The sequence below is a fragment of the Ekhidna sp. ABH4_415 genome, assembly GCF_056161305.1.
In genome coordinates this window covers 344,911-371,783 of the sequence record NZ_JBSWYW010000003.1, presented here as the reverse complement: position 1 = coordinate 371,783, position 26,873 = coordinate 344,911, and the positions used below count along the sequence as shown (strand labels likewise).

Annotated in this window: 18 protein-coding genes; 9 read left to right on the top strand and 9 right to left on the bottom strand. The window is 40.0% G+C overall.

The annotated features are described in order from the left end of the window. Positions 1–64 precede the first annotated feature (64 nt). Positions 65–745 carry an arylesterase gene (locus tag ACXAH9_RS06950; RefSeq protein ID WP_474894130.1) on the top strand — a complete coding sequence of 227 codons (681 nt, stop codon included), beginning with the start codon at positions 65–67 and terminating at the stop codon, positions 743–745. Here ACXAH9_RS06950 and ACXAH9_RS06945 read toward each other — a convergent pair whose 3' ends face one another. Beyond that, positions 746–1,507 carry a helix-turn-helix transcriptional regulator gene (locus tag ACXAH9_RS06945; RefSeq protein ID WP_474894129.1) on the bottom strand — a complete coding sequence of 254 codons (762 nt, stop codon included), beginning with the start codon at positions 1,505–1,507 and terminating at the stop codon, positions 746–748. A gap of 149 nt (positions 1,508–1,656) precedes the next feature. Here ACXAH9_RS06945 and mtaB point away from each other — a divergent pair, with 149 nt between their 5' ends. From mtaB to bcp, 4 genes are all read left to right on the top strand, one after another. Continuing rightward, on the top strand, positions 1,657–2,964 hold the full coding sequence (mtaB, locus tag ACXAH9_RS06940; protein ID WP_474894128.1) for a tRNA (N(6)-L-threonylcarbamoyladenosine(37)-C(2))-methylthiotransferase MtaB: 1,308 nt from the start codon (positions 1,657–1,659) through the stop codon (positions 2,962–2,964). A 99-nt stretch (positions 2,965–3,063) separates the two neighbouring features. Beyond that, positions 3,064–3,672 (top strand): fumarylacetoacetate hydrolase family protein, encoded by a 609-nt coding sequence (locus ACXAH9_RS06935; RefSeq protein WP_474894127.1) that lies wholly within the window; start codon positions 3,064–3,066, stop codon positions 3,670–3,672. Then, entirely contained in the window at positions 3,669–5,501 is a 1,833-nt protein-coding gene (locus tag ACXAH9_RS06930) for a M23 family metallopeptidase (protein ID WP_474894126.1), read from the top strand. The genes ACXAH9_RS06935 and ACXAH9_RS06930 overlap by 4 nt, the downstream gene beginning before the upstream one ends. Further along, positions 5,498–5,950, top strand: coding sequence for a thioredoxin-dependent thiol peroxidase (gene bcp / locus ACXAH9_RS06925; protein WP_474894125.1), 453 nt, complete (start codon positions 5,498–5,500; stop codon positions 5,948–5,950). Before ACXAH9_RS06930 ends, bcp begins: the two co-directional genes overlap by 4 nt. 45 nt (positions 5,951–5,995) lie before the next feature. On the opposite strand, the gene ACXAH9_RS06920 is transcribed toward bcp, so the two are convergent. From ACXAH9_RS06920 to ACXAH9_RS06900, 5 genes are all read right to left on the bottom strand, one after another. After that, positions 5,996–7,324: a M28 family peptidase gene (locus ACXAH9_RS06920; RefSeq protein WP_474894124.1), complete on the bottom strand. Its 1,329-nt coding sequence runs from the start codon at positions 7,322–7,324 to the stop codon at positions 5,996–5,998. Between the two features lie 11 nt (positions 7,325–7,335). Further along, the gene (locus tag ACXAH9_RS06915) at positions 7,336–10,650 is read right to left on the bottom strand and encodes a VCBS repeat-containing protein (RefSeq protein ID WP_474894123.1); all 3,315 of its coding nucleotides are present in this window, start codon (positions 10,648–10,650) and stop codon (positions 7,336–7,338) included. 110 nt (positions 10,651–10,760) lie between these two features. Then, on the bottom strand, positions 10,761–11,918 hold the full coding sequence (locus tag ACXAH9_RS06910; RefSeq protein WP_474894122.1) for a hypothetical protein: 1,158 nt from the start codon (positions 11,916–11,918) through the stop codon (positions 10,761–10,763). Between the two features lie 27 nt (positions 11,919–11,945). Next, on the bottom strand, positions 11,946–13,232 hold the full coding sequence (locus tag ACXAH9_RS06905) for a SusD/RagB family nutrient-binding outer membrane lipoprotein (protein ID WP_474894121.1): 1,287 nt from the start codon (positions 13,230–13,232) through the stop codon (positions 11,946–11,948). Between the two features lie 18 nt (positions 13,233–13,250). Then, on the bottom strand, positions 13,251–16,478 hold the full coding sequence (locus ACXAH9_RS06900) for a SusC/RagA family TonB-linked outer membrane protein (protein ID WP_474894120.1): 3,228 nt from the start codon (positions 16,476–16,478) through the stop codon (positions 13,251–13,253). Between the two features lie 249 nt (positions 16,479–16,727). Between ACXAH9_RS06900 and ACXAH9_RS06895 the strand changes: the two genes are divergently transcribed. Continuing rightward, complete coding sequence (locus ACXAH9_RS06895) at positions 16,728–17,579, top strand: transketolase (RefSeq protein ID WP_474894119.1); 852 nt, start codon at positions 16,728–16,730, stop codon at positions 17,577–17,579. Positions 17,580–17,595: 16 nt separating this feature from the next. Then, positions 17,596–18,552, top strand: coding sequence for a transketolase family protein (locus ACXAH9_RS06890; RefSeq protein ID WP_474894118.1), 957 nt, complete (start codon positions 17,596–17,598; stop codon positions 18,550–18,552). Here the strand turns inward: ACXAH9_RS06890 and ACXAH9_RS06885 are convergent, their stop codons facing one another. Further along, a complete protein-coding gene (locus ACXAH9_RS06885; RefSeq protein ID WP_474894117.1) occupies positions 18,553–22,875 on the bottom strand; it encodes a PDC sensor domain-containing protein in 4,323 nt (1,440 codons plus the stop codon). Between the two features lie 133 nt (positions 22,876–23,008). Between ACXAH9_RS06885 and ACXAH9_RS06880 the strand changes: the two genes are divergently transcribed. After that, the gene (locus ACXAH9_RS06880; protein WP_474894116.1) at positions 23,009–24,202 is read left to right on the top strand and encodes an aspartate aminotransferase family protein; all 1,194 of its coding nucleotides are present in this window, start codon (positions 23,009–23,011) and stop codon (positions 24,200–24,202) included. On the opposite strand, the gene ACXAH9_RS06875 is transcribed toward ACXAH9_RS06880, so the two are convergent. Continuing rightward, positions 24,199–25,377 (bottom strand): retropepsin-like aspartic protease, encoded by a 1,179-nt coding sequence (locus tag ACXAH9_RS06875; protein ID WP_474894115.1) that lies wholly within the window; start codon positions 25,375–25,377, stop codon positions 24,199–24,201. The two genes, ACXAH9_RS06880 and ACXAH9_RS06875, sit on opposite strands and share 4 nt — an antisense overlap. An 81-nt stretch (positions 25,378–25,458) precedes the next feature. Here ACXAH9_RS06875 and ACXAH9_RS06870 point away from each other — a divergent pair, with 81 nt between their 5' ends. Next, positions 25,459–26,277, top strand: coding sequence for a purine-nucleoside phosphorylase (locus ACXAH9_RS06870; RefSeq protein ID WP_474894114.1), 819 nt, complete (start codon positions 25,459–25,461; stop codon positions 26,275–26,277). Positions 26,278–26,283: 6 nt separating this feature from the next. Here the strand turns inward: ACXAH9_RS06870 and ACXAH9_RS06865 are convergent, their stop codons facing one another. Continuing rightward, complete coding sequence (locus ACXAH9_RS06865) at positions 26,284–26,505, bottom strand: hypothetical protein (RefSeq protein ID WP_474894113.1); 222 nt, start codon at positions 26,503–26,505, stop codon at positions 26,284–26,286. Between the last annotated feature and the right edge of the window lie 368 nt (positions 26,506–26,873).

The window sequence follows — 26,873 nt, the reverse complement described above, 5'->3', positions numbered from 1 at the left end:
GATGTTAACTTAGCTTATGATCTGAATTCGTTAGACCATTTCACTCACGATAATACAACTATCAATGTTTCCCAGAGTTCAAATTATATTATTATCTGCACTTCTCTTTAGCTGCAGTACCTCCAAAAATTCAGAAAGTGGACAAACCTCAAAAAAGGAGCCGTCTGCTTTTGAAACGTCCGATCCTAAAGAGGAAGAAAAAATCATACTATTCTTTGGAAACAGTATTACTGCAGGATACCAATTGGATATGGATCAGGCATTTCCAGCCTTGATTCAGGAAAAAATTGACTCCTTGGACTTAAACTATAAGGCCATCAATGCAGGGCTCAGTGGGGAAACTTCTGCCGGAGGAAAAAGCCGGATCGAGTGGGTACTGAAAACTACTCCTGACATATTCTTTTTGGAGTTGGGAGCTAATGATGGATTGCGTGGATTGCCACTTGATGAAACCTATAAAAACCTTCAGGATATTATTGATGCAGTAAAAAAGGAAAATCCGGAAGTGAAAATTATCATTGCTGGTATGATGGTCCCTCCTAACCTGGGAGATGACTATACCACTGAATTTAAAGACCTCTTTCCAACACTAGCCGAAAAAAATGATGCGATCTATATTCCATTCCTATTGGAAGGAGTGGCGGGAAACCCAGATTTAAACCTTCGGGATGGTATTCATCCCACTCCTGAGGGACATGAAATTGTAGCTGAAACTGTATGGAAGTATATCAAGCCTATGCTATAATCATTCAAAGTATAACTGGAATGCATCCACATATTTTTTGGCTTCCATCACGGAGGTGATTTCTAATTTTTGATTTATTGCTTTTCTGTGTGTCCTCACTGTGTGAACCGACAAGAACAAAATTGAAGCAATCTCTTTTGAGGTCAGGCCTCTTGCCATCATTATCAAAACCTGTTTCTCTCTTGGTGTAAGTAATAAGTATTGCTTCATGTGACGTTTGACAAATTCACCTTCTTCCGATAAGTATTTGAATGACTTTAAGGCACTTATTACACTATCTGAAGGAGTCTTTACAATGAAAACAGAGTCTCCGGATTCATCCTCACCCTTGAAGGTAATCTTTGTCTTTCCTTGGGCATTGATCTCCTGACGATCCAGATCAAGCCACCTACGTGCACGCTTTTCTGAGGCAAAATGGCGCACCTCACTTTCAATAGGGTTATCATCAAAATGATCCATGACCATAAGATGAACCATTGCATCCTCTCCTACCACAAAAGCCACCTTTACCGCACTCTTCGAGCAAGGCTCATTGACATGTTGCTGAACCCATCCTAACTGCTGATCAGTCAATGGCAAATTGTAATTCTTATGAAGCCACAAAGCTTGTTCAATTCTATTCTCAACAAAGAGCTTAGCATATGTTTGCATTTCACATTTAAACTCCTCAAAAGAAATTGGTGGATGATGCCAAAACATGACATAGCGGTGAGCTTCCTTTTCGTGCGTTATGGTAAGATGGTCTCCTTTGTGAATGATCATTTGATATACTCAATTCACAATTATAAACAGATAGTATCGATCAGTTTAACAATTCACAAGAAGTTGACAAACTCGTAAGGGGATAAATCTCTAGAAAGAAAGATAACATTCTCAATTCCAACATATTGTATCTAACTTTGCGGTTTGCTATGAAGAAGGTCGCATTTTATACGCTCGGCTGTAAGCTGAACTACTCCGAGACATCCTCCATTTCGAGGATGTTTGAGGATAAGGGCTATGTGAAGGTTGACTTCACAGACCAGCCGGATATTTTCATCATTAACACCTGCTCAGTAACGGAAAATGCGGATAAGAAATGCAAAAAGATCGTAAAAGAGGCTAAGAAAATCTCCCCTGATAGCTTCGTAACGATAATTGGCTGCTATGCGCAGCTTAAACCAAAAGAGATTTCTGAAATTCCAGGAGTAGATGCTGTATTGGGAGCCGCTGAAAAATTCAGATTGTTCGATTACCTGGACGATTTCACCAAAGGTGGTGTGTACGCATCAGAAATTAAAGAAGCAAAAGCATATAATGCCTCCTACTCCATTGCTGATCGAACTCGAACGTTCCTGAAAGTCCAAGATGGATGTAACTATGGTTGTGCCTTCTGTACCATCCCGCTAGCTCGAGGAAAAAGTCGAAGTGATACCATCGAAAACATTGTGGATCAGGCTAAAGAAATTGCCCAAACGGATGTGAAAGAAGTTGTTCTGACAGGTGTAAATATTGGAGATTTTGGCATTCAGCATGGTCGAAGAAAAGAAAAATTCAGTGACCTGATCAAAGCGCTTGATCAAATCGAGGGAATTGATCGGTTTCGTATCTCCTCAATCGAGCCAAACCTGCTTTCAAATGAGGTGATTGAGTTTGTCGCACAGTCTGAACGATTTGTGCCTCATTTTCACATCCCGCTTCAGTCGGGTAGTGATGCGATTCTAAAGAAAATGAACCGACGCTACCTAAGCGACTTGTATCAAAGCAGGGTTGAAAAGATCAAGTCTCTGATGCCAGATTGTTGTATTGGTGTTGACGTCATTGTTGGATTCCCGGGTGAGACCGAGGAGAAGTTTTTGACTACTTATAATTTCCTGAATGAGTTAGACATTTCTTACCTCCACGTTTTCACTTACTCCGAAAGACCTAATACCAAGGCAGTTGAAATGGATGGAGTAGTTGATCAGAGCGAGCGGAACAGGAGATCCAAAATGCTGAGAGGTTTATCTGAAAAGAAAAGAAGATACTTTTACGAGCAGCAGCTTGGCAAAACCTTTGAGGTGCTTTTTGAAGAGGATATTCAGGATGGCATCATGCACGGATTTACTGAAAATTATGTGCGTATAGCTGCCAAGTACGATCCTATTCTGATCAATGAAGTGAAGCAAGTGACCCTGAAATCCATCAATGCCGATGGTCATGTAGAAGTGGAAGAGCCGGAAGAAACACTTGTTCATTAGTACCTTCAATCAAACCAACATTTCCCCTTCCATAAAAGATTCTGAAACTAGTTCAGAATGACCCTGAATCATTTATATTTTTGAATCAATAAATTGACTATGAAGATCATTTGCATCGGTAGAAACTACGCCGAACATATAGAAGAATTAGGGAATGAACGACCTGAGCACCCAATCATCTTCATGAAGCCTGATACGGCTCTTTTGAAGAAAAACGCTCCATTTTATTACCCGGATTTTTCGAAGGATATTCACCATGAGGTTGAGGTCTTGGTTAAAATCAAAAAAGAAGGAAAGTCTATCAAAAAAGAATTTGCTCATCAATATTATGATGAAATCGGTCTGGGTATAGACTTTACGGCAAGAGATTGGCAAACGAAAGTGAAGGAAAAAGGACACCCGTGGGAGATTGCAAAAGCATTTAATGGTTCGGCACCAGTTTCAGATTTCATACCCAAAGGAGATCAGGACATGACTGATGTTAACTTCAGACTTGAGATCAATGGAGATGAAGTCCAGAACGGAAACACAAAACTGATGCTTTGGCCAATTGATGAAATCATTGCTTATGTATCTCAGTTTGTTCTACTAAAAACCGGAGATATCCTATTCACGGGAACACCAAAAGGAGTAGGACCAGTAAAAATCGGTGATCGATTGGTAGGGTTTTTGGAAGATCAGCAGATGTTTGATTTCGAGGTTAAATGATGAAATATATTTCAATAGTTTTTCTCTTATTCTACTTACAGGGCTTTGCTCAGGACTTTGGGGCTATTGACTATCAATTTCCTATTAACCCGGGCCAACAAAACTACCTGGCAGGAACAGTCGGTGAAATCCGAAGCTCTCATTTTCATACCGGCATAGATGTAAAAACAGGCGGAAGAACCGGCCTTCCAATTTATGCAGTGGCTGATGGACATATTGCCAGAATCAAAGTCTCAGCCTCTGGATATGGTTATGCGATATATATGAAGCATCCTAACGGAACTTTCTCCGTCTATGCGCATCTGGAAGCATTTGATTCCAGGATTGCCGCATGGGCGCTAAAAGAGCAGTATCGGAAAGAGTCTTTTGAAGTAGATCTTTTTCCTGAAGCCGGCCAGTTCCCTTTCAAAAAAGGGGATATTATTGGATACTCCGGAAATACTGGTTCATCCAGCGGTCCACATCTGCACTTTGAAATTAGAGACGCCAATCATAGACCCATCGATGTATTATCCTTAGGCTTTAAGGAAATCAGAGATAACATCCCTCCTGTTGTTCAAAAAGTTGCTTTTGTAACCATGGGGAAAGATGCAAGAGTAAACGGTTTCTTCGGGAGATATGAATTTGATCTGATCAAAACAAAAAATGGCTATCAAACCAATGAACCAATCAACTTGGTAGGTAAGATCGGTGTGGAGATCTATTCTTACGATCCTATGGATGGAATACCTAACCGGAACGGGATCGTTAAAACCACTTTCCAATTGGATGGAGATACCTTATTTTTTGAATATAAAGAAGCATTCAGCTTCGGCAAACAGCGGAATGTGCTTGTTCACTACAACTACCCTGCTTACAAAAAAGGGAGTAGAAGGTTTAATAAACTATATCTGGCCGATGGCAATGAGCACAACATATACAATGTGGTCAATCGCGGAGTTGATTTTGTTGATCAGGAAGAAATATTAATCAACACTGAGGACAGCTACAAAAACACATCTACGACCAGAATCTTACTAAGTGACGAAGAAATACTAATCACTCCCAAACTTTACAGGCCGGAACAAATCGGTAACTACCTTCATTTCAAGTCTAAGCAGCAAGGGTCCGTATTGTTGGATGAGTGGGTTCCACTGAAGCCTTATACAGAATCAGGTGAAGAACACTATTATATCTGGGATCTAAGAGGTGGCACCCCAAAGAGTTTGTTTATTGACGGTGAAACTGTTAAAACAGACTTGGTAGGCTTGCTTCCGTCAAATCAGGAGATCAGCTATGTACAAAAAGAGTTTACATTGAATCTGAAGCGAAGGTCGCTTTTTGATACCCTTTATCTGGCTTTTGAAAAGGAATTTGATTCTTTGGAGAATCGTGAGCTTTATCATTTTAAGAATCAAACTCAACCCATCAGATCGAACATGGAGATCGTACTTAACCCGGAGAAGAGATACAACCAGGAAAAAGCGATGGTATATTCTGTCTTCGGCAAGCGCTACAATTTCATGGGAGGTGAATGGGAAAATGGCCAGATCAAATTCTCCACAAGAGATTTGGTTACATATACCATTTTGGAAGACACGATCCCTCCTTCCATTGAATTGAAAATGGCAAATGCAGATTACCTGAAATTCCGGATTGATGATGAGTTATCTGGAATAAAGAGTTTCAAAGCAACTATCAATGGGGAGTTTGTGTTAATGCACTATGAGCCAAAAAGAAAGCTTATTTGGTCGCAAAAATTGAATGAAAACATTCCTTTTAAAGGAAAGTTTATGTTGGAAGTAATAGATAATTCGAACAACGGAACCATTTACACTAAAGAACTATGATCACACTGAAACCAGGCGATAAAGCACCAGATTTTGAAAGCAAAGATCAAGATGGAAACCCTATCAAACTATCCGATTACAAAGGAAAAAAGGTAGTGCTCTATTTCTACCCAAAAGATAACACCCCAGGCTGCACTGCAGAATCATGTAATTTGAGGGATAATTATGAAGAACTTCAAAAACAAGGATATGAAGTCCTGGGAGTTAGCACAGATGGTGAAAAGTCACACCAAAAGTTCATCACAAAGCATGGGTTGCCATTCAAGCTGATAGCAGACGAAGATAAGTCCGTGCATCAAGCCTACGGCACATGGGACTTGAAGAAATTTATGGGCAGAGAATACATAGGTACAGTAAGGACAACCTTTGTAATTGATGAGGAAGGAAAAATAGAAGAAGTGATCGAAAAGGTGAAAACCAAGGATCACACTGCGCAGATATTGAAGTGATAAAACCCCGGAGGTTTTGCCAAACCTCCGGGGTTTTCTTATCAGCTATCTTCTCACCTCACCCGGAAATACCACCAAACTCTCATTTCCATCTTTACCTACTGCCGATACACCAAAGAAGTAATTGTCAATTACGATTCCTTTCAGAGTAAACTCCGTTTTATTTTTTTCCACATCGAAGTACATATCCCAGGTGGGTGAAGTAGTGTCTCTAAAATACACTCGATACCCAGCCAAGTTCGCGTTATCTACTGCATCCCAATAGAGTGTGGTTGATGGCTGAACCGCTCCACTTATAGCTACATTGTTCGGGGCTGGTGGTGCAGACGCCAATGCTGCTAGGGTAATCGCATTCACAGCAGTAAGCTTTGCTGCATACTCAAAATTAACATGCTCAATGACGTCTCCATATTTGATTCCATCTTCTTCACGAATGTCTTGATGTTGCTGAGTGTAGTTTTCATGAGCTTCCATGATCCGAACTCCTGCAAAACCCGCATCATTAAATGGCCGGTGGTGCCCTCCCCTACCAAACCGATCCAATCGATAGATCATCATGGGATTCATCTCAGGCATATACGTTTTGGTCATTTTATATACATAGCGAGCTAATTGCCTGGAAATACCATCCACTTCTCCACCATAATACCTTCTCATTCTCTGCTGAAAATCGGTATCTGTTGGATTTGTTGGCTCGGAAAAAATTCTAAACGTACGATTATCAATGACACCATCTACCCCTTTGATGTTTCCAATCATATCATTGTTCAATACACCAACGATATCCCATCCTTCTTCTACCGCTTTGGCAGCTAAGTGTTTACCTCCATACAGCCCTTGCTCTTCTCCAGAAAGCCCCACCAATAATATAGAGCTCTCAAAATCATATTTTGAAAGAACTCTGGCAGCCTCTATTACACCAGCCATACCCGATGCATTATCATTAGCACCCGGAGAATCGTCCGTGTAGTTCAATGGATCTGATATACGACTATCTATATCTCCGGACATGACAATATATCGATTCGGATAAGTCTTGCCTCTTTTGATAGCCAATACATTTACAATCTCAGTGTCTTTGGTAATTCGAGTTTTAGCGTTTCCTTTTTCTAGCGTTCGCTGCATCGACACTTCATAGCATCCTCCACATGATTCGGATATTTTCTCAAATTCAGCCTTGATCCATCTTCTCGCAGCACCAATCCCCCTGGTATCAGATTCTGTTTCCGACATAGTATGTCTTGTGCCAAAAGATACCAGCTTTTGAATGTCTTTTTCTATTCGGTCGGATGAGACACTTTCAATGATGTCGTAGGGAGTTTGGGCATTAGCAAATTGAATAGATACGAACAGTAATATGAATAATCTAACCATCATTTTAAATTTTACAGGTTCTTCTGAGCAAAATACTCATTAAGTTGGAACATTCGAATCCTGTCATTGTTGGAGGCTGCAATCAAATATATCTTTCCCTCTGACTCAACCAATTTCAAGTCTCGAATATTATTATTGAGGTATAGATTGGTTTTTTGAGGAGATAAATATTCGAAATTAAAATTGCCTTTATTGAGCAAGACTCCTCCCATCCCAGCGTCAGCACGAGGAGTTTCCACCTCTGCGCTATAAAGGTTGCCTGCATAGATAATATCCATTAGGCCGTCTTTATTAATGTCGTAACATACTGATGATCTAAGAGGAGCAATTTGTGCCTCTATCGGCAGCTCTCTCATTTTCAAAGTTCCATTATAGTTCTCTAAAAAAATGTTTGAAAAGGTTGTGGCTCTGAAAGATTTCGCCTCTTTCAAGGCACTCTCACCATAGACCTGATCTACCGTCAATGATGCGAATTGATTGTAGCTTTTGATCTTCTTTTTTAAATCTGGAATTTGTTGACTGCTGCATGACTTTCCTCGCAAAGGGACTTCCTTCCCATCATCGTAGTAGGAAAGCACAATATCCAGCTGCCCGTTTTTATCAAAATCATCGCTGTAAAGGGTAAATGGTGTTTCTTCACTCGCCTTGTACTTATAATTAAGCCCTAAATTCCCCACCAGGTAATCCTGATCACCATCATTATCTATGTCCATTGCATTAATATGAAACCACCATCCAGATAGATTTGGAAGTCGAAGCGTATCCGTAACACTCTTAAACATTCCATCGACGTTTTCCAACAATTGGATGGAAGTCCATTCTCCTACTAAAAAGAGATCCAAATCCTCATCATTGTCGTAATCAGACCAGATGGCATCATTGATCATCCCTGTATTTAAAAGATCTGGTGCATTTTCTGAAGTGATATCTTTAAATGAAACCTTACCGGTTTCAGAGAATGTATTTTCAAGTAATCGGCTTCCTGGTGCCAATGGATATTTACCTGGAATTAGTCTTCCAGATACCATTAGGTCAACATCATTATCTCCATCAAAATCACCTGGGATTACTGCTAACGTACTTTCCTTAAATTCAGGCAGTACATTTTCTCTGAGAATGAACTTACCATTGTCATTTACGAAGAATTTATCTTGATAGCCTTTATCGTTTATTGGCAACTCATTACCTCCCATAATCACATACAGATCATCATCACCATCCATATCTGCATCAAAAAATACTGAGCCAGTTTCTTCATAATCAGCATTGATGGAGAGATTGGCCAGAAGTTTTTGCTCCTTAAGCGAATAAACACCTCCTGTGCTACCAGAACCACCGGGTATATATACCCTAGGCTTAGTGTTATTGGTTGTTGAGATGGCTATTTGGGGACCATAATCAGATAATTTATGTGGTAATAAAACCTCTCTCATAAAATCATCAAAATCTTCCTCCGTATGTTTTAAATTGGATTGCACCTCTTCAAATAAATAGTTCTTCCTCTCAGCATTATTCGGTTGTTTGGCGTTTGAAGGATCTACCTTTACTAATTGATTAGCATCAATTTCAAACAAGCTGGAAACTTTTCCATTCGGCCAGGTTATTTCAGCTAATTCTACATTATCAGCGTTTCCCAGCCCAAAGTGAACCACATCATCTGATGATGAATAAAACCCTCTGCTAAGGGTTACTTCAGCATATTGATCTACCGATTCCTCACCATCTGTATATCTTATATGGATTTTGCTTCCTATGTGATTGAGTTTCGGATTTGACAGGTCAAATTGAATATAGTTTCCTCCAATGAGGTCGCTTGCATTATTTTCATAAACTTCTGAGGTGTCATTTAAATGATTTAGCACCAAATCCAAATCACCATCCCGATCGAGATCGCCATAAGCAGCTCCTGTGGTCCACCTTCCTTCAGCAAGCCCCCAGTCATCATGCCGCTTCACAAATTCAATCCCATTGACATTTTTAAATGTATAATTCGGAACTTTTCTTTGAGGATATTCTTCTAAAAGTTCAGGTAGGTATTTTTCAAGAATTTCAGATCTTGATACCCCACTACCCATTAGAGCACCGATTTTTTCGTTTAATGCCTTTATCGCATCTGTATTCCTCAGTTCACGATAAATACCATTAGAGATATACAAATCCTTGTATCCATCATTATCGAAATCTGCGAATATTGGACTCCAACTCCAGTCTGAAAAAGCCACATCGTTCAGAAGTGCGATATCACTAAAAACATTAATCTCACTAGAATTAGTACCCTGATTTAATTGGAGTGTATTCATCATATATTGATAGTGACCTCCCTGATTCACGGTATTCCAAAACGCTTCTGGGTTCATACCGCTCATATTCGACTTCAATCCGAAATTATCTTCAGCAACCATATCTACAATCACCAGATCAGACCAGCCATCGTTATTAATATCTGCTGCATCTACTCCCATACTGAAATATGAAATATGCCCCATACTTTCATGAATGGTATTCTTAAAAGTCCCATCGCCCTGATTGATATAGAGGAAGTCAGGATTGTTATAATCACTTGTCACATACAGATCCATCCATGAGTCATTATTAATATCAGTGGCAATGGCACTTAATCCATAACCAGTGTCATTGATGCCTGCGTCCTGGGTAACTTCATTAAAAAAGCCGTCATCATTCCGCATTAATCTCCAACTTAAAAAAGGGAGTCTCCAGTCTTTTCCTTTAAGCTCAGATAGAACACCCGGATTCGGAGGCTGATTAACAAGTAAGACATCCAGATCATTGTCTTTGTCATAGTCAAAGAATACCGCCTGTTGACTTCTCCATGGATCATTTAGCCCATAGTCAGCTGCGGATTCTGTAAAAGTCAGGTCACCGTTATTAATGTAGAGTTCATTGACTCGTAATTCTGGTTTGTCATCATATAGTGTTTTACAGACATAAATATCCTTCCACCCATCATTGTTGATGTCCACGATGGTCACTCCACTTGTCCATCCACCCTTATCTAGAATTTTGGAAGACTTGGTTATGTCTTCAAACTTAAGTTCTCCTTTATTCAGGTACAGGCGATCTGCAACCTGGTTACCCCCAAAATATATATCAGGCAATCCATCGTTGTTCAAATCACCAACCGCAACACCACCGCCGCTGTAGATATTATCATATATGAATGGATTTACTTCAGCATCTTCTTCGAGATTATTGACGAAATCAATGGTTCCAGACGATAGCTTTTCAAATAATGGACCTTCTTCATTTTCAAGGTTTTGATCGCAGCTGGAAACGATTGCAATTGATACTAAGAAAACTACTTGCAACCTTTTTAAGATAATATTGGCGTTAGGGTTCATCTATCCATTCATTAATTAATCAAAAATAAAAAAAGCCATCCGACTGGATGGCTTTTATATTTACTTTCTGACGCTTACTATGGTGTGAGAACTGTAGTTCCCAATGACACCTCATTGCCAGCCTTATCCTTAATGGTTAATGTAAGCGTTACCTCTCCATCAGCGGAACCAGTCCACTCATACAGGTACTCAAAAACATTTTCCTCTGCGCTTGCTGAAACAGCAACAGCATCACCATCGGCATCCGCACCATCAATATCACCGTCATCATCATCATCAACGCCTGTAAAGTCCTCTGTTAAAGACAACATTCCAAGATCCTCGCTGAAAACGATATCAAACTGATAACCCAAAGTATCCAGGTCACCATTCACAACTAAACGTGAATTATTCACTTCTACCGCTGGATCAACATTATCAATGATATAAGCCATTTTAAATGTATCTGCAGTCATGACATACCCAGTTGAGAAAGCAGAAGCTCCAGTAATTTCAAAACTAATTGTATCAGATGCTTCTGTACTAGCAGTGTAAGTAAACCAGTAAACAGAGTCAGCACCATCTTGATCCTGCAATGTTTGAATAGCTCCAATTGCATCTCCACCATTCGAGTTAAGAATAGTAATAGTTGGATTAACAGCTAATTCAGTAGTGAAGTCATTCGCAAACTCAAGGAAGACAGTATCAACAGAACCATCTTTTAAGTAAGCACTATCTACACTCATACTAGCTACACTTACTGTCTCAGTAGCAACTGTCAATGAAAATGGATTAGCAGGATCATATCCAGAAGATGCACCTGCATTTGCCTGACCCCAAACATTTCCATCATTGTCAGTCACAGATACGGTGAAATCGAAATCATCACCTTCTCCAATGGTACCTACGGCAACACCTAGAGCGCCGGCAATATCATTCAAATCAAATGAACCGGACGCACCCTGATTGCCATTAGTGTTTTCAGTGAAACTGGTAATAGCAGCAAAGTTTCCACTATTCGCTCCATCGCTCACGCCAATAGTAACAGATGCTACATTATTGCCATTATTGCCATCGATCAATTCAAACTCCCAGGAAATAGCAGAAGAAGGATCTGATGTCAGTAAATCCCCAGAAGGAGCTGATACCCAGCTAGCAAAAGCTGCATCCTGTCCTCCTAAATCCTCAAGAGGGTTTTCGTTATCACATGCTACAATAAGTAGGCATATGCTTAAAATATATGTTATTTTTTTCATGTCTATTTTCATTTAGATAACTAACTATTAGTCGTCCCATCCAACTTTCTCCGTGAATATATCCACATTACCAACATTTGAATTGAAGGTAACTTCATCTTCACCGTAAGGGAATCTTACCGGAACAGCTGTTCCTGAAGTAGGAGTCAAGGCCGGAATATCTGTTCTTCTCCAGTCATTGTATGCTTCAGGCTGCAAGAACATCGCAATGTACTTCTCAGTCATGATATCATTCAATGTTGGAACTCCTGCATAGTTACTAGCTATGTAAGTAGAAGCACCACTAACCCCTAAATGACCAAAATGAGCAGAGATTCCAGCTTGGAACGCTGCAGTTGGATCACCTGTTGTTCTCGCGATACACTCAGCCTCAATGAACTTAATCTCTCTGTAGGTAATGAGTTCCTGATTCCAGGCTGCTACCAAATATGGATGAGAAGTGATAAAAGTATTATCAAATACAGGCTCTCTCCATACATCTCCCAAGCCTTCCATGATCCCTTCCATGGTAGGATGGAATTCAATATCACCCGTTCTATCTCTGTTGAATCGATACCACTGACCTGCACCAGCATCACCGCCTGGATACTGGTAAGCTAGATTATCAGCAGAACTTGTAAATGAATTCTGAGCTGCTGTCAATGCATCTGAGTATTCACCAAGATGTAGTCTAGCACGAGCTTCAAGCGCATTAGCAGCTTTGATCCAGTTTGCAGTATTACCACCGTACATTACATCATCACTACCTAGTGCCAGCCCACCATTGGATCCACCAAGGAGCGTTTTACCGTCAGACAATAGAGTGAAAATCTCCGTATAAATCTCATCTTGAGTATCAAGGCCTGGCTGAAGAACTGTAGTTCCCTGAAGTGCTTCTGAGTAAGGGATATCATCCCAAACGTCTGTTGCCATCATCAAGCAATATGCTATCATAATATTAGCAACACCTTCATAATGAGCATAGCCTTTATCAACGGCCTTATTCTTAACAGTTACGAATTCAATTAATGTATTCTCATACATGTTGTTCCATCCTGTATTGGTATACGCTGGGTTGAAACTGGAGTAATTATTAATCGAAGACCACTGTCGGGCCACTCCCTCTGTCTGCTGAGTAAGCACTGAAGTACTTCTAGAGAAAAAACCTCCAGTTAAGTCCGCAGCATTTACTAAACCAGCCGGTAATACTACCGATACAGGTGCATCTGTCGGAGAGTTAGGGTTTTCATTGATCCCGTCTCCCAGAAAACTTTCACATGCTGACATCATCAAGACGCCAAATGCGAGCGTTATTGTTTTAAATATATTTTTCATGTTTCGTCTTCTTTTTGATTAAAAGTTAAGGTTCAATCTTAGGATATAAGATCTACTGCTCGCCTGGTTGAAATAATCCAAACCTTGAGCATTACCTGTACCTACCAAACTAGTCTCTGGATCCACTCCATCATATGGAGTATCATACCATAGGTTTCTTCCGTAGAATCCTAAAGAAGCTGAATCGAAGAATCCACCAATAAGATTTGAGGTATCAAATCGATAAGAAAGAGATACCTCTCTTAGTCTGATCCATGAAGTAGACTGAACGAATTGCTCATCCACACTACCAAATCCTCCCAATGAACTTGTCCAGTAATTTTGACCTCTCACGATTGGAATATCGTTAGGTTGTCCGTCTGACTGCTTAACTCCAGGAATAACAAATGGAGCTTCCTCTCTTGTATCTGCAGTAAGTTGTGATCTTCCGAAGAATGTCAAAGCCCAGTTTGTACCATTCCACATGTCACCACCTTGCTTCCAGTCTAGTAGGAATGAGAAATTCCATCGCTTATAATCTAAGCTGTTGTTAAATCCAATTTGGAAATCAGGGTTACTGTTACCAATTGCACGTAGTGATGGATCAGGAATCTGGAAACCATATTCCGAGCTGTTAGGATCATCGTTGATTACGATTTCTCCCGGAGGAATATTCAGTCCATCATCGTTTGGTCCACCAGCGCCTTCTCTCAGGTAAGCACCACCAAAGATTGCTCCATACTGGTTACCTGCGATAAGGAAGACTCCTGTTCCGGTAAATCCACCAATCTGGAATCTTTCAAGTCCTGGTGCCAGCTGATCTACCACAGTTTTAAACTTAGTAAAGTTGATGCTTGTATTCCAAGTGAAATCGCCTGCTCGAAGAATGTCTCCATCCAAAGTCAATTCAATTCCATCTGAAGTCAATTGTCCAGAGTTCAACCATACACTAGTGTATCCTGTTGATCTTGGCAATGAAGCTTGAAGAATTGCGTCTTCTGTTTTTCTATTGAAGTAAGCAACATCGAATCCAACTCTTCCATCAAGGAAACGAGCATCTAATCCAACCTCAACAGATGTGGTTGTCTCTGGCTGCAAGCTTGGGTTACCTAAAGTACCAGATAATTCAAATCCGGAAACTCCACCCAGTGGGAATGGAATATTATCACCCCATCCGTCACCAACACCCGCAGAAACAAATACTGATGAAGTAGAGTATGGGCTTGGAGGCCCTGCACCCACTTGAGCCCATGAAGCTCTAACCTTACCAAACGTAAGGAAATCAACATCTATCAATTCAGAGAATACGAATGATGTACTAATTGAGGGATAGAAGAATGCAATGTCACCAGCGTTGAAATCACTTGCCGGATCTCCCAATCGAGAGTCATAATCCTGACGTGCAGTCAAAGTCAAGAAGAATGTATTCGCATAGTTACCTTCCAACTGAGCGAAAATACCCATCTGACGGTATCTGTTTATTGTTTGCACATTAGTCACATCAGAAGCATTTGCCATGTTGACAAACCCTTGAGATGCAAGAGAGTTACCTGTAGTAAATGAATTATCAAATCGATAACTAAACATGTTTATACCAGCAGTATAGTTAAAACCAATTTGATCAAACTGGCCACCACCTGCAATTTGTAAAATCGCATCTGTCTGGTTAATGGTGTAATTGTCATGAATTACACGTCCACCCGGAGCTGTTCTTGAGTTGATCTCAAACTCCTGCTTTCTCTCGTCACTGGTAAAGTCAGTACCAACGTTCAATGAAACTTTCGCCCACTGATTAAAATTGTAATTCACACGGAAATTACCAAACGTTCTATCTACGTTCTCTAATCTTTGAGCAAGGTTTACTACCCAGAATGGGTTGTCATAACCTCCTCCACCACGGTAGTTTCGTTGAGATCCATCTTCAAAAATATACGCTGAAGGCTGATCTACAGCATCTGATCCAAAACCGCCTGAGTTATCAAAAGTTGTTGGCGTTCTGAATAGACCAAGGTTAATACCTGAAGTATTCGATCCTTGCTGAATTCTAATATGATCAGATCGCGTATAGTTAATTGATCCTGAGAAGCTCAATTTATCTGTTGCTTGCAAATCTGCAGCCAACTTGATTGTATTTCTATCATACTGGTTGTTTGGAATAATACCTTCCTGTGTATGGTTTGAAAAAGAAAGTCTGAAAGCTGCTTTTTCACTACCACCAGAGATACCTACTGAGTTTGTGAAGGCTTTACCCATTTGGAAAAAGTCTCCCAAATTATCGTACCGATTTACTGGCTGACCAGTCGCACTTGGATCACTTGCACTTACAATTCGTCCATTTCTATCATATGGATAAGACGTATCTCCATCATAGCTCAACGTAGAAACGTGTGGACCCCATGATGTTGATGATCCGGTTTCAGGTGCATCATAAGCGCCTGACCATCCTTGTGCATAAGTGTCTTGCAAATCAGGCAGAGTAGAAACTCGGTCGATTTGATAACTAGAAGTGAAGCTTACATCCAAGTCCTGGCCTTTTTTCCCTTTTTTGGTAGTGATTACAATCACACCCGTAGATCCTGCCGTTCCGTAAAGTGCGGTTGCCGCAGCACCCTTCAATACGTTCATTGAAGCAATATCATCCGGGTTCAAGTCCATCAATCTGTTGGATTGTGAAGTACCTGCAGTTTGTGCTTCAGAGGAGAATGTTTCGTTGTTGACACGAACTCCGTCAATTACAATAAGTGGTTGGTTATCACCAATCATTGAAGTAATACCTCGAATGGTTACTCGAGTACCACCACCAGCTGTACCAGATGAACGAATGACTTGTACACCAGCAGCTTTACCACTTAGTGCGTCTACAGCGTTTTGAGCGGCGGCTTTATTAATTGCATCACCGTCAACTTGCTGAACACTGTATCCAAGTGCCTTTTTTTCCCTTTCAACACCAAATGCAGTCACAACTACTTCTTGTAGCTCTGTGGCACCTGCCATAGAAAGATCAATTGTCGTTCTTGAACCCACTCTTATTTCCTGTGTGTTAAATCCTACATAGGAAAAAACGAGTGTCGCTCCGTCTTCAACGGAAATTCGGTAATTACCATCTAAATCGGTGGTAACACCTGTTGTTGTGCCTTTAATCACAACGTTTACTCCAGGTAGTGGCTCACCGGAATCATCCGTGACCTTACCTGAAACTGTTCTCTGTGCTATCAAACATGAGATAGCCATAAAGAACAAAGTAGTAAGTAGTAAAATCCTCTTCATACTTTACTTTGTTTGGTTAAAAATTAATTATCAATACCCCTAAAGAAAGCTATTTCTTTGAAATATCTCAAATATGTGACCACTTATCTAACGATTTAGTTGTTTCATCAAATAAATATTCACTTCATCAAAAAAATCTTAGCACTCAAAAAAAGTTTTATGTGGCAAATGATATCGTACCATGTTAAAGAAATTAAGGTCACTTATAATCTGTATTATTACATTTGCCCCCTTGAAAATATAAGCCCAATGTCAAACCCTCCTAACCTGGAAAATCTCCAAAAAATTTGTTCTCAAGTGCGGCGTGATATCGTCAGAATGGTACATGCTGTGAATTCCGGTCACCCAGGTGGCTCTCTTGGATGCACTGAATACTTCGTGTCTCTATATAATCATATCATGAAATATGATCCTTCCTTCAATATGGAAGGAAAAAATGAAGATGTCTTCTTCCTTTCCAATGGTCACATTTCTCCAGTCTTCTACAGCACTTTAGCAAGAGCAGGTTTTTTTGATGTTTCTGAACTAACAACATTCAGGAAGTTAGATTCCAGACTGCAAGGTCACCCTGCCACCGAGGAAGGATTACCTGGAGTAAGGATTGCTTCGGGATCACTTGGTCAAGGGCTTTCTGCTGCTATTGGTGTTGCCCTTGCTAAAAAACTTAATGAAGATGATCGAAATGTTTTCGTACTGATGGGTGATGGTGAGCAGCAGGAAGGACAGGTATGGGAGGCTGCCATGTTTGCAGCGCATAATAAGGTTGACAACTTAATTGCCACCATAGATTATAATGGTCAGCAGATTGACGGGCCGCTGGAAGAGGTGAACAGCCTGGGTAATTTGAAAGCAAAGTATGAATCGTTTGGATGGGAAGTGATGGAGTGCAATGGCAATGAGTTGAAGGAATTAATTGAAACATTAGAAGCTGCAAGGTCCAAATCCAGAAATGGAAAGCCGATCATGATATTGATGACCACAGAAATGGGCAAAGGAGTAGACTTTATGGAGGGAACTCATAAATGGCATGGAGTAGCACCAAATGATGAGCAGTTGGCAGATGCACTGAGCCAATTAGAAGAAACATTAGGAGACTATTAAAAATCACCAAATTCGAATGAAAACAAAACTTACCTACACTGACAAGAAAGATACACGTTCCGGTTTTGGTGATGGACTCCTGGAGGCTGCAAAAAATAATCCTGACGTTGTTGGGCTTTGCGCCGATTTAACAGGTTCATTAAAAATGAATGCCTTCCAGAAAGAGTTTCCAGAGCGATTTTTTCAGGTTGGAATTGCAGAAGCAAATATGATGGGAATAGCAGCTGGACTGGCAACTGCCGGCAAAATTCCATTTACTGGAACCTTTGCCAACTTCTCCACAAGCAGGGTGTATGATCAATTAAGACAATCCATCGCCTATTCTGAAAAGAATGTTAAGGTTTGTGCATCCCATGCTGGCCTGACCCTTGGAGAAGATGGTGCAACACATCAGGTACTTGAGGATATTGGCATGACCAAAATGCTTCCAAATTTCACTGTCATCAATCCGTGTGACTATCACCAAACGAAAGCAGCTACGCTAGCTATTGCTGATCATCACGGTCCGGTATATCTCCGATTTGGACGACCCGGATGGCCCATGTTTATGGAAGGTCAGCCTTTTGAAATCGGTAAAGCGATCACTTTAATTGAGGGTACTGATGTTTCAATTTTTGCTACCGGACATATGGTTTGGCGAGCAATCGAAGCAGAGGCAATACTGGCTGAGGAAGGTATCTCTGCTGAGATAATCAACATTCATACGATTAAGCCATTGGATGTAGAGACTATCCTTAAGTCACTGTCTAAAACAAGGTGTGCGGTTTCTGCTGAGGAGCATCAAATTGCAGGAGGCTTAGGTGAGAGCATAGCTCAAACAATCGTAAGAAACGATTTAGTACCTCAGGAATTTGTAGCTGTAAACGATCAATTTGGAGAAAGTGGAAAGCCAGCAGACTTATTGGATAAGTATGGACTTGGCGTAAACGATATTGTGGATAAAGCGAAGAAAGCGATACAGCGCAAGGGCTAATCAACTATTGCCATTTTGAGCAATGGATTTTCCACTGACGAAAACCGATCCAAATCGAGTCAACAGTCCAACAATGCCGACCAGTACACTCATAAGTGCATTCAGATTGTGAAAGAAATCTGGATTTGCAAGGAATAAGAAAGCTAGCACACCTAATAAGACTAAGATCAAAACGGTACTGATTGTACTCCAGGTGCCTTTTTCTCTAACCTCTTTTTCCATTTTCAATGCTTCACTTTTATTAATTACCATTAGCACAAAGTTGGTGAAGCTTTCATTCATGATTTTTAATTCCTGATCGTAGACAAGTAATCCTTTTTCTAACAGATTACGTATTCCGGTTGTATTATTGGCGTTGACAAACCTGTCAGCAGCCAAATCATAAATCACATACTTTTCCTCTTTTGATAGTGTATTCCACAAGCCCTGGTAATAGCTTTCAGCTAAAAGCTGAATTCTGAGAATAATGTCTTCTTTATCTACCAGCTGCTCGTCACCAATATTTTCCTTCATTTTAACGAAGTAGTCCTTTACAGCTGGCAAAAGTGTGGGTAAAAAAGTACCCTTGTTCAGCTCTTGCTTAAACAGGTTTTTATATTCATCTGTCTCCACCCACTCATTCAGTTCAGGGTCAATCGTATCTATTTGTTTAATAGGGTTATGAACCACAATAAAACCACCAAGCAATTGTCTCCAAACCTCAATTTCCAAAGTATAACTGGAGGTATCATCTTTTCCTTTTTTTGCCACCTCAGCCTCGTAGAATTCGATTACTGCTCTTGGATGAACATTTGTAGAGATCACCAGTTGGGATACCTCTTCGATGATGAGCTTCTCCAATAATTTCCTTCGCTTTTTATTCAGTTCATGAGAAGAGATACCGTATTCAAAATTCTCCAAAATGACTCCTTTACCCTTTTTATATGAGGCCGTCATGATCTTTTCCCAGTCTTCCTCATGGTTCATATCGATAAGATCAATCACCTTGTTGGCAGAGTCCAAAGACTGCAATAGCTTGCTTTTATTAGATTTTGGTAGACCCAGTAAAATGATGTGAGGATGTAATCGATCAGCCAACTTCTCATTTGCTTTATCGCTGGCCACTTGCTTAAAGTTTTCTATTTCAAGCGGGAGATGATTTTTGAAAGTTGCATATTGAAGTGCGTATATCTTGTTTGCACAATATTCAATCAACACATATATGAATACAAGAACCACCAAAATGATCACTGCAAAAGTGGCTCCAGAGAAGGTGCCAAAAGTGTCCATCTCTAGCTGATCTAATTTGCTTTTCACAATTGTGCGACCACTTTCCCTCCTTGCTAAAGGATCATGGCTCCCTCGGTAATGCAGAACCAGAAAATCAACATTGGAAAAGTCTAATTTGGAAGAGTCAGACTCTGTAGTTCTTCTCTGCTCTGTGGTATACCTCCAATGGTAGTTGCAATCATGAGAGCCATCATAAACAAACCCTTTACTTTTCACAATAAGCTCATTGTAATGGGGGCGAATAGAAGCAAATATTTGATCTGCAACAGATTTGCCAAATGTACACTTAAGTGTGTCATCTCTACGTTCTATTGTCTCGATGTTGGCATATTTAGCTGATGTCAACCTGGAATTGAAATAATCATTCCTAAGAGAATCATCTTGAATGGCCTGCACCCAGTTATCGAGAATTCTTATTTTTTGATGATAACTCTCGGCTATAGCGAGTTGATCATATTTTTGCCAGATTTTGGTCTCTTCATTATAGCTAACACGAAAAATGTACAACACCGGAAGTACACTGCTAACGAATAGCCAAATGAATAAATAGAACGAATATCCATGCTTTTCAAAAATGATTGTATCAAGTGATAGGCGCTCGTTTATGAAATCCAAGAATTGATGATACCTATTACTTATCAGCACAATTGTGATGAGGATAATCTGATAGAGTGATACCCACCAATTCTGAATTAGCACCTCAAGCCCTCCATCTTTCACCGAATAAAAGAAAATAAGGTTGGCTATAACAAGGAAAAAAATGAAAGAGCCAAAGAAGCGATTTCTTTCCCGATTATGAAGCCGCTTGTCTTTTTTTCCATCAGAGAGCCATGAATAGGCAACCATAAATAGGTAAGCGTTGGTGATGACGAAGAGGAATAAAATATCATACTCCCTGATACCCCATGACTCCTGGAAAAGGATGAGAATACTCATCAAAATAGTAACAATGATGAAAAGCACAGCCAAAGACAAATACTCTGCTGACTTTTCCTTACATGGTTTGATCCAATGAAATAAGAAACTTTTGATTTTAAGCTTGGATCGTTTTTGTTGTAAAATGTATAAAATCAGCATCATCAAACTAGCCATTCCGAAACTGACCAGCAGTAGGATGATCGATATACTTATGACTCCCTGAATCTTGGCGTTCCTGTATTCTTTATTATAGAACACCACCAGATAAAGAGGCAGGGAATTAATAGGTTTGATATAAGCCTGGTGATTTACATTTCGATATCTTATGTGAGCGAAATCATCCACACGGGAGTGAATAGCCGCAATTAAACGGGCCGGCTCATTAGATTCTTCCAGGAAATTTTCTTGTAATATCCGGTCTTTCTCACTGTGATATTGCACTTCGCCTGACGGGTTTATAACTGCAAAGCCATATCCCGGGGGAAGGATTGGATGCATTACACTTCCCATTTGACTGGTAATAGCAGCTATAGGATAGCCTTTGCTTTCTAGGCGAGAAGGTATTGAAATGGCAGTTTCCTTGCTAAAATCGCTCCAGGAAATAATCGATTCTAAAAAGCAGTCATAAGCGATAGTGTCATAACGAAAGGTCCATAGGGAATCTTTAAGCACCTTTTTTATATAGGTTCGCTCCCTTAATGAAATATTACTCGAAGAGAAAGAAAGAGTGGTTTTTACCAACTCAGGCCTACCATTTCTCTTTACCCAAAAAGCATGATTATAATATCTGTAAGTGCTATCAGCCAGGGTGTCCACTGCTTTGGGCAAATCCAACTTTGTAGTATCAAGTCGAGCGTCCATTTGGTTTAAAGTGTAGAGCATGTCTCCCACTTCTTTCTCAAAGGATCCTGAGATCTGATTAGAAATCTGTATAAGCTCGTTATTCATTTTCTCACCATCTCTCCAAACGAATGTATAAATCACGAAGATTATCAATAGGATTATCGGAACACCGATAATTATCGAAACACCCGTCATCACTACATTCTTGATGTAAAGACGCTCTATTGAACTCATGAAAATGAGCTTAAGTAGTGGCATTGAAATAATTAGCAGTAGTACAGTGAGAATGGCTAGTACCAGCACAAAAATTTCTACCTTCTGAGCCTCTTTCTTAAACTTTTCCGATTCCAAAAAACCACCCAGGTAATATTTCTTCCCTTTAATATTGAACTGATGGAAAACAAGTAAATAGTCGGTATTATAAAGGCTTACTTTGACTGGCTGGACTAGCTTGGGATCATTAACGTTGCTTACGGAATCCTGATTTGATCCAAAAACGACTGAAGCATCCTCTATCGCTTTTAAAGATTTGAGATCTATTGGGTTTTTGAAGGTCTGAAATGCTACAGCATATTTATTTTCATTTTCTCCATAATAGTTATTGAAATCCTTTAACAAAATGAATTCCTGATAAAACTTATTCCTTAAAATATCTCGCAGAAATGATCCCGAAGACTCACTGAATTGAACCCAGGAATTCAAGCCGTCTTTTTCATCGTTTTTTTCAATAAACCATGTGAAAGTATTCTTATCCAGATAGTAATTCTTTCGTTCATAGTAGACCTCACCTTCCTGAAAAAAATCAACATGAACATTTTCTGGTGCTGCTGATTCTAATATCGACTTGATATTATCACTAACATCCAATTCGAGCTCTCGATATAGATTATCTAATCGCCTATATGCCCGATCAATATTTTCCCTTAATCTTCTTTTTGCCTGATCAGTTTTGCGTGTGGTATCCTGATTGTAGTCATATTCTTCCAACTGTGAATAGTACCTTTCTGTCAGGGCATTTAATTGCTTTATTTCATCGTTTTTGTTTTTGAAAATCTTTTTTAAGTCTGGACTTACTTCATCATATACGGTCCCCAAATACTTTTCATAGCCCTTACTCTTATTCTGAATATTTAGTGCTTTCCTATGCAGAACCCGATAAGCTCTTTCTGTGATTTCTTTTTCATTCCCTTGTACATAGACAAGGAAATAGTAAGCAAACACACCAATGATAATTAGAAACGTAGTGAGAATAACCGTATTCTTACGGCTCACTTTAGGGAGTGAGAGTGACATAGTGGTTAGGTGATTAGTGAGTATCTCTAGTAAGATACTAATGATCAAACATAACTAAAAGACTGATCCTGATTTTCCTTCAATAATCACACTTTAAAATCAAATAGTTAAAATCACATTGCATCTTTGCGCTATGCTTTCAAACAGACAGCTTTTTCTCAACCATTTAGCTCAAACATCTGATGCTCCACTTATGTTGGAAATGGTTTCTGCCGAAGGTGTTTACATGACGGACATTGATGGTAAAAAATACATTGACCTTATTTCAGGCATTGGGGTGTCCAACGTAGGCCATAGGCACCCTAGCGTAGTAGATGCCATAAAAGATCAGGTAGATAAGCACCTCCATGTAATGGTTTACGGGGAATTCGTGCAGAGCCCACAAGTGAGATTGGCAGAAGCTCTCACAAACACGCTCCCTCACAAGATGGATTCGGTTTACCTGGTCAACTCAGGCAGTGAAGCTATTGAGGGGGCAATGAAACTTGCCAAAAGATATACAGGCAGAGCTAACATCATCGCTTGCCGAGATGCTTACCACGGTTCTTCACATGGAGCTTTGTCGCTCACTGGCAGTGAAGATTTCAAACAAAATTATCGTCCTTTATTACCAGGTGTTTCGCACATGGATTTTGGGGATACTGAATCTCTTGACTTGATAGATGAGGATACTGCTGCGGTGGTTATAGAAACCGTCCAGGGGGAAGCAGGTGTGCGATACGCAGATAGCAAGTATTGGAAAGCAGTTGAAAAAAAATGCAAGGAAAAAGGAGCTCTGCTGGTATTGGATGAAATTCAGTGTGGATTTGGCAGGACGGGTAAATTATGGGCTTTTGAGCATTATGATATAGCTCCGGATGTATTAGTAAGTGCCAAAGGAATGGGTGGTGGCATGCCAATTGGATGCTTTATCTCTTCAAAAGAAATCATGGGGGTTTTCACCAACAATCCTGTGCTCGGCCACATTTCCACGTTTGGTGGCCACCCGGTATCCAGTGCAGCATCATTAGCAACCTTGCAGGCTATACTGGAAGAAAATTTATTAGATGGAATAGTGCAGAAAGAGCAGTTGTTTCATGACTTGCTCAAACACCCGATGATTAAAGAAGTACGAAGCAAAGGACTTATGATGGCGGTGGAGTTTGAATCTTATGATATTTTAAAACCAATCATTGATCGTGCGATTGAAATGGGAGTAGTTACTGATTGGTTTCTGTTTAATGACCGATCGATGCGGATTGCCCCACCTTTAATCATTACGGAAGAGGAAATAAAAAAAGCCTGCAAGATCATCCTACAGGCTATTAATGACGTTGTTGAAAGTTAGATCAGCTGATTTAGATCAAGTGTGAAGGTTTGCTCCTGTCCCATTTGCCACACAGTGAGCTCAACATCTTTATTCACCTCCTCCAGAATTGCACGCAACTGAGGCAATGTGTATTCACTCACATCTTTTCCATTCACTTTTAATATCTCTGCATCTGTTTTAATTCCAGCTACTTTCGCCGGACTCGTTTCATACACCCGATGAACAAGCACTTTGCTCATGTCTTCACTTAGCTGAAGGTATATGCCGCTCGCGTTTACAGTGAATGATTCATTAAAGTTTTTATTCTTTAAGAAGTAAATCTGCTCTCTGGAATAGTCAAATGTTATGTTGAATCGCTTCAGCAACTTATTCCCCATTATTCCAGCTACTTTTTTATTGTTCTGAATGCCATGCTTAGCCGTACTGATTCCAATAGGCATTTTCGAAAAGTCAAAGGTGCCAAAACCAAAATTCCTTACCCTCCCCTCGTAGTGCATCGTTTCCTTATCACTCAAGCCAGCAACAGGATAGGAAAAATGCTCGCCTGTTCTATCTACAATATCATTTTTCTCGGCGAATTTGGTATTGAAATCCATGGTAGTACCCGCACCTGTATTGATAAAAAAATCACCACTTAGAACTTCACCATCATTCAAGGTTACTTCACCTTCTATATGAGGAATGTAGTTGTCAAGCTTAAACTCAAAACTCTCACCAAAACCGTCATGGTTGTAAGTCTCTTGATCATACAGTTCGAACACCCCCTTGTTATAATCCAATCTCACCACATAATGATGAAGTAAATCGTATCCGATGATTCCATCTATATTTCTACCAATACTCATTTCCAGGTGCCTCAGGCTTGTAGCATAAAGCTGGATGTCTTTTTCCAACTGTATCCCGTTAAGCTCAATTGTGTTGTGATCTATCAAGGCTCCTTTGACGGCACCCTGGGCACTGGTTTTTGAAGCTCTATGATCCAGATCCAGACCTAGCTCATTTGCCACATCTAAATCAATAACCGGCAATCCATCGCCAGTATCAAAAATAAAATCAAGTGGCTCAGATCCATCAACGCTGAGTTGGATAAACAAGTGATCCCCAAACAGCTGCATCTCTGTAGATGTAATAGGTGTTTGAGCGCGGAGTAAGGAAGATACTAGAACGAGTAAGGCAATAAGAAATTTTTTCATTGTGATTGGAGTCTAATTAATTTCAAGTCAATTTAGAGATTATTCAAAATACAACCATAAAAATAGATATACGCTATGCAAATGATTGAAAAAGTTAGTGCTGCGGTCAAGTTTCTCATGGAGAAAGGCTTTGAAAATCCTGAGGTCGGCATCATACTGGGAACCGGTCTGGGTGCCTTGACCGATGAAATTGAGGTTGAAAAGGAATTTGTATATGCCAATATCCCCTACTTCCCTATTGCAACTGTGGAGTTCCACAAAGGCAAGCTGATCTACGGCAAGCTGGAAGGGAAAACGGTTGTGGCCATGCAGGGACGTTTTCATTACTATGAAGGTCATAGCATGGGACAGGTTGTTTTTCCTGTACGTGTTATGCAGATGTTGGGAATCAAAAAATTGATAATCTCGAACGCCGGGGGTTGCATGAATCTGGATTGGAAAAAAGGCGAATTGATGTTGATCGATGATCATATCAATCTTCAACCCGACAATCCTTTAAGGGGGTATGAAGCAACTGCATTCGGGCAAATTTTCACAGATATGAGTCAACCCTATGACCCGGAAATGAATGATAGACTTCTATCAATTGCTACAGAAAAAGGCATCAAACTGAATAAAGGTGTTTATGTATCCGTAGTGGGTCCCAGCCTGGAAACAAGGGCCGAATATCGCTTTTTAAAAATGATTGGAGCAGATGTGGTAGGGATGAGCACAGTTCCTGAGGTAATCGCTGCAAATCAAATGGGACTACCTGTTTCTGCAATCTCTGTTTTAACCGATGAGTGTGACCCGGATAACCTGGAGCCCATCAATATTGAAGACATCATAGCCACCGCAAAAAGTACCGAGAAAGATTTGGTGATCCTTTTAAAAGAACTGATTAAAGCGATTCAGCTTTAAGAGATGTTAGCTATTGATAAATGCTTTATGCTTCGCTATTTCAATTAAGTATGGATCCGCTCTTTTAATGGTTTCTTTAAATGGCCAGTATTCATTAAGGTTGATCTTATTCACTTCATTCGTATGTTGGGTTTTGACCCTTAAGAAATCATTCTGCGCTGAACTTCTGGGCGTATACCGTGAACCAAATAGTAGTAAAAGTGCTGCGAAACACACTGAAATTTTCATGGTGATAAACATTGGTGATAAGTGAAGCTAAGGTAGAGGAGTTACTACCCAATGTAAATCCCCAAAAAGTGGTATTTTTTGATTCGTCTTTTTCACAGGTTGGCCACTTAATCTATATCAGTACATGAGAATTATTATTATCAATTGATAAAATATTGCCAATAACGCTACCCTATTTAGGGTATTTTTCAAAAATTGTCTTCTTATCGTTATTTAAATATCAAGTAAAGTGATTAATCTCGAAACCTAATTGGTTAAAAAATGAAGAGGAGCTTACGGTTGCAATAGCTCCATTTTCAAAGAGCTATCTAAGGATAGTTGGTTGGGTTCGGCTACACTTTATACAGTGAAAGTCGAACCTTTTTTAT